Annotated in this window: 11 protein-coding genes; 3 read left to right on the forward strand and 8 right to left on the reverse strand. The window is 68.4% G+C overall.

The window, feature by feature from the left end; translation table 11 throughout:
• Nucleotides 1-11: 11 nt before the first annotated feature.
• The 8 genes from ASV56_RS12005 to ASV56_RS12040 all read right to left on the reverse strand — a co-directional run bounded on the left by ASV56_RS12005 (nucleotide 12) and on the right by ASV56_RS12040 (nucleotide 9,205).
• Complete coding sequence (locus tag ASV56_RS12005) at nucleotides 12-986, reverse strand: HpcH/HpaI aldolase/citrate lyase family protein (protein ID WP_062562335.1); 975 nt, start codon at nucleotides 984-986, stop codon at nucleotides 12-14.
• A 40-nt stretch (nucleotides 987-1,026) separates the two neighbouring features.
• Nucleotides 1,027-1,917, reverse strand: a complete 891-nt coding sequence (gene folD, locus ASV56_RS12010) for a bifunctional methylenetetrahydrofolate dehydrogenase/methenyltetrahydrofolate cyclohydrolase FolD (protein WP_062562336.1) — start codon at nucleotides 1,915-1,917, stop codon at nucleotides 1,027-1,029.
• An 84-nt stretch (nucleotides 1,918-2,001) separates the two neighbouring features.
• Nucleotides 2,002-3,678, reverse strand: coding sequence for a formate--tetrahydrofolate ligase (locus ASV56_RS12015; RefSeq protein WP_062562337.1), 1,677 nt, complete (start codon nucleotides 3,676-3,678; stop codon nucleotides 2,002-2,004).
• An 837-nt stretch (nucleotides 3,679-4,515) separates the two neighbouring features.
• Nucleotides 4,516-6,024, reverse strand: a complete 1,509-nt coding sequence (locus tag ASV56_RS12020) for a tripartite tricarboxylate transporter permease (protein WP_062562338.1) — start codon at nucleotides 6,022-6,024, stop codon at nucleotides 4,516-4,518.
• Between the two features lie 21 nt (nucleotides 6,025-6,045).
• Entirely contained in the window at nucleotides 6,046-6,507 is a 462-nt protein-coding gene (locus ASV56_RS12025; protein ID WP_062562339.1) for a tripartite tricarboxylate transporter TctB family protein, read from the reverse strand.
• Nucleotides 6,507-7,463, reverse strand: coding sequence for a tripartite tricarboxylate transporter substrate binding protein (locus ASV56_RS12030; protein WP_062562340.1), 957 nt, complete (start codon nucleotides 7,461-7,463; stop codon nucleotides 6,507-6,509). The genes ASV56_RS12025 and ASV56_RS12030 overlap by 1 nt, the downstream gene beginning before the upstream one ends.
• Nucleotides 7,464-7,514: 51 nt before the next feature.
• Nucleotides 7,515-8,192 carry an RraA family protein gene (locus ASV56_RS12035; protein ID WP_062562341.1) on the reverse strand — a complete coding sequence of 226 codons (678 nt, stop codon included), beginning with the start codon at nucleotides 8,190-8,192 and terminating at the stop codon, nucleotides 7,515-7,517.
• A gap of 11 nt (nucleotides 8,193-8,203) precedes the next feature.
• Nucleotides 8,204-9,205, reverse strand: coding sequence for a hydroxyacid dehydrogenase (locus ASV56_RS12040; protein WP_062562342.1), 1,002 nt, complete (start codon nucleotides 9,203-9,205; stop codon nucleotides 8,204-8,206).
• Between the two features lie 105 nt (nucleotides 9,206-9,310).
• Between ASV56_RS12040 and ASV56_RS12045 the strand changes: the two genes are divergently transcribed.
• From ASV56_RS12045 to ASV56_RS12055, 3 genes are all read left to right on the forward strand, one after another.
• Nucleotides 9,311-10,216, forward strand: coding sequence for a LysR family transcriptional regulator (locus tag ASV56_RS12045; RefSeq protein WP_062562343.1), 906 nt, complete (start codon nucleotides 9,311-9,313; stop codon nucleotides 10,214-10,216).
• A gap of 238 nt (nucleotides 10,217-10,454) precedes the next feature.
• Nucleotides 10,455-12,674 carry a heavy metal translocating P-type ATPase gene (locus tag ASV56_RS12050; protein ID WP_062562344.1) on the forward strand — a complete coding sequence of 740 codons (2,220 nt, stop codon included), beginning with the start codon at nucleotides 10,455-10,457 and terminating at the stop codon, nucleotides 12,672-12,674.
• 335 nt (nucleotides 12,675-13,009) lie between these two features.
• On the forward strand, nucleotides 13,010-14,413 hold the full coding sequence (locus ASV56_RS12055; RefSeq protein ID WP_062562345.1) for a cytochrome ubiquinol oxidase subunit I: 1,404 nt from the start codon (nucleotides 13,010-13,012) through the stop codon (nucleotides 14,411-14,413).
• The last annotated feature ends 1 nt before the right edge of the window (nucleotide 14,414 follow it).

Consider the following 14,414-nt stretch of genomic DNA (forward strand, 5'->3'; position numbering starts at 1 on the left):
CAGGCCGACGCTCACGCCGCGATCTGCCGGGCCTTGGCGACCAGCACCTCGGCCTGGCGGATCGAGGCATAGTCGATCAGCCGCCCGTCCAGCGAGACCGCGCCCTTGCCCTCGGCCTCGGCCTGGGCCATGGCGTCGAGGATGCGCTGCGCCCGGTCCACCTCGGCGGCCGAGGGGCTCATCACCTCGTTGGCCAGCGCGATCTGGCTGGGGTGGATGGCCCATTTGCCCTCGCAGCCCAGCACCGCGGCGCGATAGGCGGCGGCCTTGTAGCCGTCGGGATCCGAGAAATCGCCGAAGGGCCCGTCGATGGGACGCAAGCCGTTGGCCCGCGCCGCGACGACCATCTTGGCGATGGCATAATGCCACATGTCGCCCCAGTGGCGCTGGCGGCCGCCATGCTCGTCGGGATCGGTCAGGACGGCGTAATCGGGGTTCACGCCGCCGATGATCGTGGTGCGCGCGCGGGTCGAGGCGGCGTAATCGGCGACGCCGAAATGCAGGCTTTCATTGCGCTTGGACGCGGCGGCGATCTCGTTGATGTTCTGCATCCCCAGCGCCGTCTCGATGATATGCTCGAAACCGATGGGCTTCTTCAGGCCCTTCGCGTCCTCGATCTGCGTGACCAGCATGTCCACCGCATAGACATCGGCGGCGGTGCCGACCTTGGGGATCATGATCAGGTCCAGCCGCTCGCCGGCTTGTTCGACCACGTCCACGACGTCGCGATACATGTAATGCGTATCCAGGCCGTTGATGCGCACCGACATGGTCTTGCTGCCCCAGTCGATCTCGTTCAGCGCCCGGATGATGTTCCGGCGCGCTTCGGCCTTTTCATCCGGGGCGACCGCGTCCTCGAGGTCCAGGAAGATGACGTCGGCCTCGGATTCGGCGGCCTTTTCAAACATGTTCGGTTGGCTGCCGGGCACGGCGAGCTCGCTGCGGTTCAGGCGGGCGGGCGCGGGTTCGATCGGGAAGAAACTCATGGCGGGTTCCTTCTTCCTTCGGTTCCAGCTCGCCGCCCCCTTAGGAGGTCAGCCCTTCCGGTTCGGGCAGGCCATGCGCCCGCGCGCAGGCGGTGACGGTATTGGCCAGCAGGCAGGCGATGGTCATCGGCCCGACCCCGCCCGGCACCGGGGTGATGGCGCCGGCGACTGCCGCGGCGCTGTCGAAATCGACGTCGCCGACCAGCCGGGTCTTGCCCTCTCTCTCGATGCGGTTGATGCCGACATCGATCACGGTGGCGCCGGGCTTGACCCAGGCGCCGGGGATCATCCGCGGCCGGCCCACCGCCGCGATCAGGATGTCGGCGGTGCGGCAGATCTCGGCCAGGTTCCGGGTCCGGCTGTGGGCGATGGTCACCGTGCAGCTGTCGCCCAGCAAAAGCTGCGCCATCGGCTTGCCGACGATGTTCGAGCGGCCTACGATGACCGCGTTCAGCCCCGAGAGCGAGCCGTGATGCTCGCGCAGCATCAGCAGGCAGCCCAGCGGCGTGCAGGGCACCATGCTCTTCTGTCCCGTCCCCAGCAGCCCGACATTCGAGATGTGAAAGCCGTCCACATCCTTCGCCGGGTCGATGGCATTGATGACCACGTCCGGGTCCAGATGCGCCGGCAGCGGCAGCTGCACCAGGATGCCATGCACCTCGGGATCGTTATTCAGCCGCTCGATCAGCGCCAGCAGGTCAGGTTCCGAGGTATCGGCATCCAGCTTGTGCTCCCAGGAGTTCATCCCCGCTTCCAGCGTCGCCTTGCCCTTGGAGCGGACATAGACTTCGGAGGCCGGGTTCTCGCCCACCAGCACGACCGCCAGTCCCGGGGTGATGCCGGCATCCGCCTTCAGCCGTTCCACGGTCCCGGCCACCCGGTCCCGGACCGTCGCCGCAAAAGCCTTGCCGTCGATGATCTTGGCGTTCATTGTCTTCCTTTCCTGATGATGCGTCCGGTCCCGCAGCATGGGCAGGCCCGCTGGTTCGCCTGGCACGGGCAAAGGGTCGGGCGGTCAGAACAGACCTTCGACCTCGCGCGCGCCGTTCAGCCCGATCGCCTCGGCGGCGGGCTGCCGGGGCAGTCCGGGCATGGTCATGATCTCGCCGCAGATGACGACGACGAAGCCGGCGCCGGCGGCCAGCCGCACCTCGCGGATCGGCACGGAATGGCCCTCGGGCGCGCCGCGCCGATCCGGGTCGGTGGTGAAGCTGTATTGGGTCTTGGCCATGCAGATCGGCAGGTGGCCATAGCCCTGGCCTTCCCATTCCTTCAGCTGGTTGCGGATCGCGGTATCGGCCAGCACCGCGTCGGCATGGTAGATGCGCCTGGCGATGGTCTCGATCTTGGCGAACAGCGGCAGGTCGTCGGGATAGAGCGGGGCGAATTCCGCGCCGCCCGCCTCGGCGATCTGCACGACCTTCTGCGCCAGCTCGACCGCGCCTTCCGAGCCCTCGGCCCAATGCCTGCACAGGATCGCCTCGACCCCGCGCGCCCTGGCATAATCCTGCAGCGCCCGGATCTCGGCCTCGGTATCGCCGGCGAAGTGATTGACCGCGACGACCACCGGCACGCCGAAGGATTTCATATTGGCGATGTGACGGCCCAGATTGGCGCAGCCCTTGCGCAGCGCCTCGACATTCTCGGCCGCCAGATCCGCCTTGGCGACGCCGCCGTTCATCTTCAGCGCGCGCACCGTGGCGACGATCACCGCCACGTCCGGCTTCAGCCCGGCCTTGCGGCATTTGATGTCGAAGAATTTCTCGGCCCCCAGGTCGGCGCCGAAGCCGGCCTCGGTCACCACGTAATCGGCCAGCTTTAGCGCCGTGGCGGTGGCGATCACCGAATTGCAGCCATGGGCGATATTGGCGAAGGGCCCGCCATGGACGAAGGCCGGGTTGTTCTCCAGCGTCTGCACCAGGTTGGGCTGCATCGCGTCCTTCAGCAGCACGGTCATCGCGCCGTCCGCCTTGATGTCGCGGCAATAGACCGGCGTCCTGTCGCGCCGATAGGCGACGATCATGTCGCCCAGCCGCCGCCCCAGATCGTCAAGGTCGGTCGCCAGGCACAGGATCGCCATCACCTCGGAGGCGACGGTGATGTCGAAGCCGGTCTCGCGCGGGAAACCGTTGGTCACGCCGCCCAGCGAGCAGGTGATCTGCCGCAGCGCGCGGTCGTTCATGTCCAGCACGCGGCGCCAGACCACGCGGCGCAGGTCGATCTGCTGCTCGTTGCCCCAGTAGATATGATTGTCGATCATCGCCGACAGCAGGTTGTGGGCGCTGGTGATGGCGTGGAAATCGCCGGTGAAATGCAGGTTCATGTCCTCCATCGGGATCACCTGCGCATGACCGCCGCCCGCCGCGCCGCCCTTCATGCCGAAGTTCGGCCCGAGTGAAGCCTCGCGGATGCAGATGCAGGCGCGCCGGCCGATGCGGTTCAGCGCGTCGCCCAGGCCGACGGTGGTGGTGGTCTTGCCCTCGCCGGCCGGGGTCGGGTTGATCGCCGTGACCAGCACCAGCCGGCCCAGCGGCCGGTCGGCCAGCCCGTCGATGAACTGCCGGCTGATCTTGGCCTTGTCGTGGCCATAGGGCAGCATGTCCTCGACCGCGATGCCGAGCTTTGCCGCGACGTCCCGGATCGGCAGCTTGGCCGCCTCCGAGGCGATTTCCGAGTCGCTCTTGTATGCCATGATGATGTTCTTGGTGCTGAAGGTTGTGCCTAAACGATCACCCGCAAGCCGGCTTCATCCGCCGGCCCGGTCGATTCCGTCAGATGCCAGAGATCTGCGGTATGGGGCGCCGCAAAGACATCCGGCCGCGATGCAGCTCACAGCCCTGGTTAGGGTCGCTCATCGAGGCAGGCCGTGGCCCGCCGGGCATCTGGCGCCGCTGGCGGCAGCCCTGCCGGCATGCTGGAATGACGCATCATTTCCTCCCTTCCCCTGACGGCCGGTGCCCGCATGCAGCGTTTCCGACGATGCCCCCAAGTGCAGGAACGCCGTATTGGCTCTGGCTGTCAATATTTTATTGATTTATATCAATGTGTTGATTGGCCACATTGTCCGCCGACCGCGATGCGGCCACCCGATCTTCGGACATTCTGACCATGGAGCAGGCGGGGCGAGCGGCCAAACTGGTACATTCTGTCCGAATGAGCCCTTTTCGGTCTGCGCCATCAACCCGCCGTTGCATCCTGAAAAACGGGTCTGCGCTGCTTGGAAACGGCGAATCAGTTCCGACACACGGCGAGAAAGGCATAGCCGGTCGTCCTGCGCCGGCGCTCGGGCTCGAAGTCCGGGAACAGCTTGGAATCCGCGGACATCGCGACGCCGATCACGACCGGGATTCCGCAGCTGGCGACCACCTGCCTGGAGACGGCAGGCGATTGCTCGGGTCCATGGGCTCCTCGCCGATGGCGCCATGATCGCGACGGCGGAAGAGCCGGGCTTCTCATAGTCCCGGCCGTTCCATGGCAAGGCCCGCCGGATCGGATCCGGCGGGGCCTGGTCTTGCGCGGCGAGGCGGTGTCAGGCTTCTTCTTCCTGGAAGGCCTCTTCGCGCTTCTTGCGGAAGGCCGGGAAGATCATCATCGCCAGCAGCGCCACCGTGGCGATCAGCATCACCAGGCTGATCGGACGCTCCACGAAGATCGAGGGGTCGCCCTGTTCGATCAGCAGCGTGCGGCGCAGGTTCGCCTCCAGCAGCGGGCCAAGCACGAAGCCCAGAAGCAGCGGGCCTGGCTCGCATTTCGCCTTGCGGAAGGCATAGCCCAGCAGCCCGAAGCCCGCGGCCAGCATCACGTCGAAGATGCGGTTGTTCATGCTGTAGACGCCGATGCAGCAAAACAGCAGGATCGCGGGATAGAGCAGGCGGTAGGGCACGTTGAGCAGCTTGACCCACAGCCCGATCATCGGCAGGTTGATGACGACCAGCAGCAGGTTGCCGATCCACATGCTGGCGACAAGGCCCCAGAAGATCTCGGGCTGGTTGGTCAGCACCGAGGGGCCCGGGGTGATGCCGTGGATCATGAAGGCCGACAGCATCATCGCCATCATGTTGTTCGACGGAATGCCCAGCGTCAGCAGCGGGATGAAGGACGATTGCGCGGCGGCGTTGTTGGCGGCCTCGGGGGCGGCGACGCCCTCGACGACGCCCTTGCCGAATTGCTCCGGATGGCGCGAGACGCGCTTTTCCAGCGAATAGGCGCTGAACGAGGCCAGCGTCGCGCCGCCGCCCGGCAGCAGGCCCAGCAGCGTGCCGAGGCCGGTGCCGCGCAGGACGGCGCGCCACGAGCGGCGGAAGTCATCGCGCGTGGGCCAGAGCCGGGTGATCGGTGCGACGGTCACGCCTTCCGAGCCGCTGCGTTCCAGGTTGGCGATGATCTCGGAAAAGCCGAACAGGCCGATGGCGATGACGATAAAGTCGATGCCGTCGAACAGCTCGACCGCGCCGAAGGTCAGCCGCTCGGCCCCGGTGGCCTGGTCGGTGCCGACCATGCCCAGCAGCAGGCCGACCAGGATCATGCCGATGGCCTTGAGAACCGGGCCGCTGGCCAGGATGGTGGCGGCGAGCAGGCCGAAGACCATCAGCGCCACATATTCCGCCGGGCCGAAGGACAGGGCGAATTGCGACAGCATCGGCCCGGCGATGGCGATGGCGAAGGTCGCGACCGTGCCGGCAAAGAACGACCCCAGCGCCGCCACGGCCAGCGCCGCCCCGGCGCGGCCCTGCTGCGCCATCTGGTAGCCGTCGAGCGTGGTGACCACGGCCGAAGCCTCGCCCGGCAGGTTGACCAGGATCGCCGTGGTCGAGCCGCCGTATTGCGCGCCGTAATAGATGCCGGCCAGCATGATGATGCCCGCCAGCGGCGGCAGGAAGAAGGTGATCGGCAGCAGGACCGCGATGGTCGCGGTCGGGCCGATCCCCGGAAGCACCCCGATGAGCGTGCCCAGCAGCGCGCCCAACAGGCAGAAGCTGAGATTCTGCAAGGTCATCGCCTCGCCGAACCCGAGCATGAGCAGGTCGATGAAGTTCATTTTACCCTCCCCAGGCGTGGCTCAGAACGGCCAGAGCGGGACTTGCACGCCCAGCCCGTAGACAAAGACCAGCGCACCGAACAGCGTCAGCCCGGCGGCCAGCAGCAGCGTCGTGCGCCACTTGCCGCCCGGATCGGCCAGCGAGCCCGCGATGATCAGGAACAGCGAGGCCAGGACGAACCCGGCATGGGTCGCGGCATAGGCGAAGACGACGATCGACAGGGTGATGACGATCACCGGCCGCAGCTTGATCGGGTCGATCGCGACCGCCTCGCGCCGCATGGCGTTGAAGCCGACGACCAGGCCGATGGCGATCAGAAGGCCGCAGACGACGCGGGGCAGGTAGCCCGGCCCCATCATCGCCAGCGTGCCGCCATCGAGCGCGCTCGTCTGCCACAGGCCGAGTGCGCCAAGCCCGATGAAAATCGCCGCCGTCAGCAGGTCGGGGCGGTCGCCCTTGTTCGGAACACCCGGCCCGGCCATCACTGGCGGTCCTTGATGAGCTTGAAGATCTCCTGGAACCGCTCAAGCCGCGCCGGCATGGCCGCGGACCAGTCGGCGCCCGACTGATAGGACAGCGCCAGACCTTGCTGCTTGGCCTTTTCCTGGAACTCGGGATTGGTCAGCGCCTTTTCGACCGAAGCCGCCAGCCTGGCCCGGATCTCCTCGGGCACGTCGCAGCGCGTCGCCATGCCGCGCTCGGACGCCATGAGCACGTCGAAGCCCTGCTCCTTGGCGGTCGGCAGGTCGGGCGCCAGGGTCGAGCGCTGCTCGCCGAACTGGCCCAGTGCCTTGATCTGGCCGGGCTCGGTGCTGGCAAATTCGCCGGCGTTCAGGCCGATCAGCGTGACATGACCGCCCAGCAGCGCGGTCCTGGCCTCGTTGGCGCCGCCGAAGGGCACCGCGGTCAGCTTGATCCCGGCCGATTGCTCGAGCTGCAGCATCGCCAGGTGCTCGTCGGTGCCGACGCCGGTGGTGCCCACCGAGACCGCACCGGGATGATCCTTGGCATAGGCCACCACATCGGCCAGCGAGTTGTAGGGCGAATCCGCCTGCACCACGAACATGCCCGGATCCTCGACGATGCGCGCCACCGGGCAGATATCGGCCGGGTCGAAACGCAGCTTGCGGCCGATGCGCATGGTCAGGAAGCCCGGCACGTTCAGCGACGACAGGGTATAGCCGTCGGGACGGGCCTGCGACAGCGCGGTATAGGCGATCTCGCCCGAGGCGCCGGGGCGGTTCAGGACCGGGATCTGCGTGCCCAGGTCGGCCTCGAGATAGGGCGCCAGGGTGCGAAGCATGATGTCGGTGCCGCCGCCGGGCGAATAGGCGACGATCAACTCGATCGGCCGGTCGGTCGGCCAGTCGGCCAGCGCCGTGGTGGCGAAGCCGGCGGAGAGAACTGCCGCGAGCGGCAAGGCAAGCAAGGTCTTCATGATATCCTCCCTTTGGTCGCAGCCTCCCGCCGCGACCCTGTTGAATCGAAGTTATGCCGGGAATTCGCAGCCGAGCCGCTTCAGCGAGGCGTCGACCCAGGCGCGGTCGTTGGTGCCCGCCTCGATCGCGGCCATCTGCTTCTGCTCGGCGTCCTGCTTGGCGGCGGTCTTGGCATAGACCGTCTCGGCATCGGCGAAGGGCACGCAAAGCACGCCGTCGCTGTCTCCCAGGATCAGGTCGCCGGGCTCGATCACCATGCCGTCGATGGCGATGGGCACGTTGATCTCTCCGGGGCCGTCCTTGTAGGGGCCGCGATGCGTCACGCCCGCGGCATAGACCGGCAGATTGGTCTGCACGAAGGCATCGAGGTCACGGATGGCGCCGTTCAGCACGAAGCCCGCGACGCCGCGCTTGACCGCATAGGCCAACATCAGCTCGCCCATCAGCGAGTTGGTCAGGTCGCCCCCGGCGTCGCAGACGATCACGTCGCCGGGCTGGGCCAGGTCGATGGCCTTGTGCAGCATCAGGTTGTCGCCGGGGCGGGACCGGACGGTCAGGGCCGGGCCGGCCAGCACGCCGTCGCGGTGGATCTTGCGAAGGCGGTCGCCGGCGGCGATGGTGCGGTGCATGCTGTCGCTGACATTGGCCACGGGAAGGGCGGCGAAACGGGCGACCAGTTCGGCCGGAACGACGCGCTGGCGGTTCAGGATGCGGAAACCGATGGACATGGCGTGAACCTTCAATTGGCCGCGCGCGCGGGGGCGGCGGCAAGGAGCTGACGGTTGAAGATGCGGTTGCGCGGCAGTTCCTTGCCCGCAAGATAGTCGACGATGGCCTGGGCCGCATCGGTGCCGACGCGCAGGTTGGCAGCGCGGGTGACGCCGCCGATATGGGGCGTCACCACCAGGCGCGGCTCGGCCCAGAACGGATGGTCCGGATCGGCGGGTTCCTTGGCGAAGGTGTCGAGGCCGGCGCCGGCGATGCGGTTCTCGCGCAGCGCCGCGAGCAGCGCCGGCTCGTCGATCAGCCCGCCGCGGGCGGTGTTGACGATGATGGCGTCGGGCTTCATCAGCGCCAGACGCTCGGCATTGATCAGGTTGCGGGTCTCGGGCGTCAGCGGGCTGTGCAGGCTGACGATGTCGCTTTGCGCCAGCAGGGCGTCTAGATCGGTGATCCGGGCCACGCCCTCGGCCTTGAACAGCGCGTCGGGCGCGAAGGGGTCATAGGCGACGACATCGATGCCGAAGGCTTTGGCAAAGCGCGCGGTCTGCTGCGCGATGGCGCCGAAGGCCACCAGGCCCATTGTCGAGCCGGCCAGTTCGCGTCCCAGGAAGCCGGGCTTTTCCCAGCGGCCTTCGCGCAAGCTGCGGTCCAGCGGCAGGATCTTCTTGGCCACCGCGAAGAGCAGCGCCATGGCATGTTCCGCCACCGAGACCGCATTGGCGCCGGTCGCCACCACCACGGGAATATTGCGGGCACTGGCGGCCGCGAGGTCGATGTTGTCGACGCCGACCCCGTGTTTCGAGATCACGCGCAGCTTCGGTGTATGCGCGAACAGCGCCTCGTCGATGCGGCCCATGCGGACCAGGATGCCGACGGGCTGGGCTTCGGCCGCGATCTTCAGCAGACCCTCGCCCTCGGTATAGGGCGGCAGGTAGACCGGGTTGTAGCCGGCGTTCTTCAGCACGGCATCGGCCTCGGGCGCAAGGCTCGGCCCGGTGATCAGGATATTTTCGCTCATCTCCCCCACTCTCCGACAGCGTCAGAATGGAGACAGTTCATAAGAGTTGCCATGCTAAATGAAAGCGGATAATTCTGTTTATCTAATTAAGAAAAACTGGATGAAATGGATACACGCCAGCTCAGGACGCTTCTCGCCATCGTCGAGACCGGCAGCTTTGCCCGCGCGGCCGGGAAGGTCTCGCTGACGCCCTCGGCGGTCAGCCAGCAGATTCAGGCGCTTGAGGCCGAAGTCGGGGTCAGCCTTTTCAATCGCGAAAACCGCCCGCCGACCCTGACCACGGCCGGGCACCAGATGGTCGAGGCCGCGGCCGAGCTGGTGCGGGCGACGGAAAATGCGCTCGATGCCATCTCGGGCCGGCGCATCGTGGGAACGTTCTCGATCGGATCGGTGCGCACCAGCGCCATCGGACTGCTGCCGCAGGCGATCTCGCGCATGGTGGCGTCGCATCCGGGGCTGAAGATCAAGCTGCGAGTCGGCAATTCCGGCGATCTGGTCCAGGACGTGGCCGCCGGGCGGCTGGACGCCGCGATCATCGCCGAGAACAGCGTCTCGCTGCGCGAACTGAGCTGGCAGCCCTTCATCCGCGAGCCGCTTTACCTGATCGCGCCGCCCGGCACGGCGATGATGCCGGTGTCGCAGATGCTGGCCGCGCATCCCTTCGTGCGGTTCCGCAGCAACGTGCCGCTGGCGCTGCTGATCGAGTCCGAACTGGGGCGCATGAACCTGACGCTGAACGACATCGCCGAGATGGACACCATCGCCGCCGTCACCGCCTGCGTCGAGAACGGGCTGGGCGTCTCGGTCGTCCCGCGGATCGCCGCCATCGAGCGCCGGGGGCTGGTCATGCTGCCCTTTGGCGAGCCGCCGGCCTTTCGCCAGATCGGCCTGCTCAAGCGCCCGCTTGGCCCGCGCGCGAAGCTGATCGAGGAGTTGCACGAGCAGCTCGCCGATGTCAGCGGCGCGTTCGGCGTCAAGGCGGCGCCGGCACGGGGGCAGGGCGCATCATGACCGCGTCGCCCGGCCAGCAGCTTTCCGGCGCTTTCCATGGCCGTGGCGCATGAGGATGCCCCGGTTGCTCAGGAGGTCGGTCACATCGGCGGCCTCGGCGGCGGCCATGCTTTCCCGTAGGAGCGATTTTTCCCGCTTTGCCGCGAAACCTCTTGAAGCTCTAGTTGCTAGAGCCCCTAGATTTCCGAATCGATGGAGTTGAGCGGCCCCGGCAACGGCCGGGCAGGAGAGACCGGCGATGGATCAGACGACACGGCGCGAATGGACGGTCAGCGGCATGGATTGTGCCGCCTGCACCCTGAAGGTGACCCGGGCCGTGGAGCGCCTGCCCGGCGTCAGCGGCGTCAGCGTCGCGCTGATGGCCGAGCGGCTGAGCCTTGATCTCGCCCCCGCCGGCTCGGCCGATGCGGTCGAGGAAACCGTGCGCAAGCTTGGCTATCGCATCGCGCCGCGCGGCGCCGAGGCGTCACGACACGGGCCGGGCGCGCAGGAAAGCTGCTGCAGGGGGCACGACCACGACCACGGCGCGCCGCAGGTCGAGACCGGCCATGGCCACAGCCACGACGCCCCGGCCGAGCGCGGCCTGACCTGGTATCGCACCGGCAAGGGCCGGCTGGTGATCCTGACCGGCGCCCTCTTGGCGCTGGCCTGGGCGGTCGAGCTGCTGAGCTCGGCCCGCATCGGTTACTGGGCCTTTCTCGCCGCCTGCCTGATCGGCGTCGCCCCGGTCGCGGCCCGCGCCTTCCAGGCGCTGCGCATGGGCCAGCCCTTCACCATCGAAGGCCTGATGACCATCGCCGCCATCGGCGCCCTGGTCATCGGCGCGGCCGAAGAGGCGGCGCTGGTCGTCTTCCTGTTCGCGGTCGGCGAGCTGCTCGAAGGCGTCGCCGCCGGCAAGGCCCGCGACGGCATCCGGGCTCTCGGCGCGCTGGTGCCCAAGACCGCGCTGCTGGAGCAGGACGGCCGCACCCGCGAGGTGCCGGCCGAAAGCCTGCGCATCGGCCAGACCGTGCTGGTCCGGCCCGGCGACCGCATCCCCGCCGATGGCGAGATCGTCGAAGGCAGCAGCGGCATCGACGAAAGCCCGGTCACCGGCGAAAGCGTGCCGGTGACGCGCGGCCCCGGCGACGCGGTCTTCGCCGGGGCCATCAACACCGAGGCCGCCCTGCGCCTGCGCGTCGGGCGCGAGGCAGCCGATAACACCATCGCCCGCATCATCCGCCTGGTCGAGGAGGCCGAGGAGGCCCGTGCCCCGACCGAGCGTTTCATCGATCGTTTCAGCCGCTGGTACATGCCGGCCATCGTCGCCCTGGCCGGGCTGGTCATGCTGCTGCCGCCGCTGGCCCTGGGCCAGGACTGGGGCACCTGGGTCTATCGCGGCCTGGCGCTGCTGTTGATCGGCTGCCCCTGCGCGCTGGTGATCTCGGTCCCGGCCTCGATCGCCTCGGCGCTGTCGGCGGGGGCGCGCAAGGGGCTGCTGATGAAGGGCGGGGCGGTGATCGAGGCGGCGGCCGGGGTCAGCCGCGTCGCCTTCGACAAGACCGGCACGCTGACCCATGGCAAGCCGCAGGTCACCGACCTGCTGCCGGGCCCTGGCGTTTCGGAGGCCGAGCTGCTCGCGGTCGCGGCCGGGGTCGAGGCGGGCTCAAGCCACCCGTTGGCGCGGGCGATCCTGGCGCGGGCCGAGGCCGCCGGTGTCGCCCCGCCGCCGGCCGCCGAGGCGCGCGCGCTGCCCGGCAAGGGCGCCGAGGCGCGGGTCGGGGGCAGCCTGGCCTGGGTGGCCTCGCCCCGCCACGCGCAGGCGGCGGGCGGCATCGCCCCCGCGCATGCCGCCCGGGCCGCCGCCCTGGAATCGCAGGGCAAGACCGTGGTCGCTGTGTTCCGCGAGGCCGCACCCCTGGGCCTGATCGCGCTGCGCGACGAGCCGCGCGCCGATGCCGCATCGGCCATGGCGCAGCTGCGCGCGCTTGGCATCGCGCCCCTGATGCTGACCGGCGACAATCCCCGCACCGCCGAGGCCATCGCCGACCAGCTGGGCATCGACTTCCGCGCCGAAATGCTGCCCGAGGACAAGCTCGACGCCATCCGCAGCCTGCAGGCGCAGGCGGGCGTGATGATGATCGGCGACGGCATCAACGATGCCCCGGCGCTGAAGCAGGCCGGCGTCGGCGTCGCCATGGGCTCGGGCACCGACGTGGCGCTGGAAACCGCCGATGCGGCGATCCTGCGCGACCGGGTCGAGGACGTGCCGGCGCTGATCCGGCTGGCGCGGGCGGCCATGGGCAATATCCGCCAGAACGTCGGCATCGCGCTGGGGCTGAAGGCGGTGTTCCTGGTCACCTCGATCCTGGGCATCACCGGGCTCTGGATCGCCATCCTGGCCGATACCGGGGCGACGGTGCTGGTGACGCTGAACGCCCTTCGCCTGCTGCGCTTCGACCCGACGCGGCAGGGCTGATCCCGGCCCCCGGGGCGCCGCGTGCCGCCCGTCGGCAGCAGCATCGGCCTGCCCGAGGTCGGGTCGGCGGTGCCGGCTCTCGCGCGCGAAGACCGCACCGTCTCGGCCGTCAGCCTCTCGGCGGGCGGGCCGGTCGGCGACAGCGCAGGCTGCGATGCCCGCGGGTGGCGGGACTGGCGGTCGTCGCCTGTCCGATGCCGCGCGGTTCTGTCGCGGGATATTATCCGGAACCGAATCCGCTTCTGCCGCTTGATTACATTGACCGGATCAGCGGCACGCCCGCCGCGAAATCCATTCCCGTTCGCATCGCCACCCGATCCCCCGGAGGGACAGCCATGCTTGAACATCTGGACGCCGTCGTCCTGGCCCGCGTGCAATTCGCCTTCACGGTCTCGTTCCACTTCGTCTTTCCGGCCTTCTCGATCGGGCTGGCGAGCTATCTCATGGTGCTCGAGGCGCTGTGGCTGCGCACGGGCAGGGGCGTCTATGCCAACCTGTTCCGCTATTGGCTGAAGATCTTTTCGGTGGTGTTCGGCATGGGCGTCGTGTCGGGCGTGGTGATGTCCTATCAGTTCGGCACCAACTGGTCGGTCTTTTCGGAAAAGGCCGGGCCGGTGATCGGCCCGCTGATGGCCTATGAGGTGATGACGGCCTTCTTCCTCGAGGCGGGGTTCCTGGGCGTGATGCTGTTCGGGATGAACAAGGTCGGCAAGGGGCTGCATTTCCTGGCCACCTGCATGGTCGCGCTGGGGACGCTGATCTCGGCCACCTGGATCCTGGCGGCGAACAGCTGGATGCAGACCCCGGCGGGCCATCTGCTTACCGAACAGGGGCAGTTCGTGCCGGGGCCGTCCTGGTGGGCCATCATCTTCACCGCAAGCTTCCCTTACCGGCTGGTGCATACGGTCATCGCCGCCTATCTGACCACGGCGCTGGCGGTGGGCGCGGTCGGGGCCTGGCACCTGCTGCGCGACCGCGCCAATCCCGGTGCGCGCAAGATGTTCTCGATGGCGATGTGGATGGCGGCCATCGTCGCGCCGATCCAGGTCCTGGTCGGCGACGCGCATGGGCTGAACACGCTGGAGCACCAGCCCGCCAAGATCCTGGCCATCGAGGGCCATTACGAGCCCAGCCCCGAGGGCGCCTCGCTGATCCTGTTCGGCCTGCCCGACAGCCAGGCCGCGCGCGTCGATTACGCCGTCGAGGTGCCGAAGCTCGGCTCGCTGATCCTGAAGCACGATCCGAACGCCGCCCTGCCGGGGCTGAGCGATTTCCCGCGCGAGGACTGGCCGCCAGTGGCCATCGTCTTCTGGTCCTTCCGCATCATGGTCGGTCTGGGCTTCGCCATGCTGGGGCTGGGGCTCTGGAGCCTGTTCGCGCGCTGGCGCGGCGGGCTTTACGACTGGCGCTGGCTGCACCGGGCGGCGCTGGTCATGGGGCCTGCGGGCTTCGTCGCCGTGATCGCGGGCTGGATCACCACCGAGGTCGGCCGCCAGCCCTTCACCGTCTATGGCCTGCTGCGCACCGCCGAGTCGCATTCGCCGCTGGCCGCGCCCGCCGTCGCGACCTCGCTGATCGCCTTCGTCGTCGTTTATTTCTTCGCCTTCGGGGCGGGGATCTATTACCTGCTGCGCCTGATGGCCAAGCCGCCGCAACCGGACGAGACCGAGCCACCGCCCCAGCCGCAGCGCGCCGCCGGGATCACCCCCGCGCCCGCCACCGCCAGCATGGAGCGTTGAC

This window comes from Paracoccus aminovorans (genome assembly GCF_001546115.1).
Classification (GTDB): Bacteria; Pseudomonadota; Alphaproteobacteria; order Rhodobacterales; family Rhodobacteraceae; genus Paracoccus; species Paracoccus aminovorans_B.

What these genes read in the sequence shown, in the direction of transcription:
- ASV56_RS12005 (WP_062562335.1), bottom strand. Translation starts at nt 986, where the DNA reads ATGAGTTTCTTCCCGATCGAACCCGCGCCCGCCCGCCTGAACCGCAGC.
- folD (WP_062562336.1), bottom strand. Translation starts at nt 1,917, where the DNA reads ATGAACGCCAAGATCATCGACGGCAAGGCTTTTGCGGCGACGGTCCGG.
- ASV56_RS12015 (WP_062562337.1), bottom strand. Translation starts at nt 3,678, where the DNA reads ATGGCATACAAGAGCGACTCGGAAATCGCCTCGGAGGCGGCCAAGCTG.
- ASV56_RS12020 (WP_062562338.1), bottom strand. Translation starts at nt 6,024, where the DNA reads ATGAACTTCATCGACCTGCTCATGCTCGGGTTCGGCGAGGCGATGACC.
- ASV56_RS12025 (WP_062562339.1), bottom strand. Translation starts at nt 6,507, where the DNA reads ATGGCCGGGCCGGGTGTTCCGAACAAGGGCGACCGCCCCGACCTGCTG.
- ASV56_RS12030 (WP_062562340.1), bottom strand. Translation starts at nt 7,463, where the DNA reads ATGAAGACCTTGCTTGCCTTGCCGCTCGCGGCAGTTCTCTCCGCCGGC.
- ASV56_RS12035 (WP_062562341.1), bottom strand. Translation starts at nt 8,192, where the DNA reads ATGTCCATCGGTTTCCGCATCCTGAACCGCCAGCGCGTCGTTCCGGCC.
- ASV56_RS12040 (WP_062562342.1), bottom strand. Translation starts at nt 9,205, where the DNA reads ATGAGCGAAAATATCCTGATCACCGGGCCGAGCCTTGCGCCCGAGGCC.
- ASV56_RS12045 (WP_062562343.1), top strand. Translation starts at nt 9,311, where the DNA reads ATGGATACACGCCAGCTCAGGACGCTTCTCGCCATCGTCGAGACCGGC.
- ASV56_RS12050 (WP_062562344.1), top strand. Translation starts at nt 10,455, where the DNA reads ATGGATCAGACGACACGGCGCGAATGGACGGTCAGCGGCATGGATTGT.
- ASV56_RS12055 (WP_062562345.1), top strand. Translation starts at nt 13,010, where the DNA reads ATGCTTGAACATCTGGACGCCGTCGTCCTGGCCCGCGTGCAATTCGCC.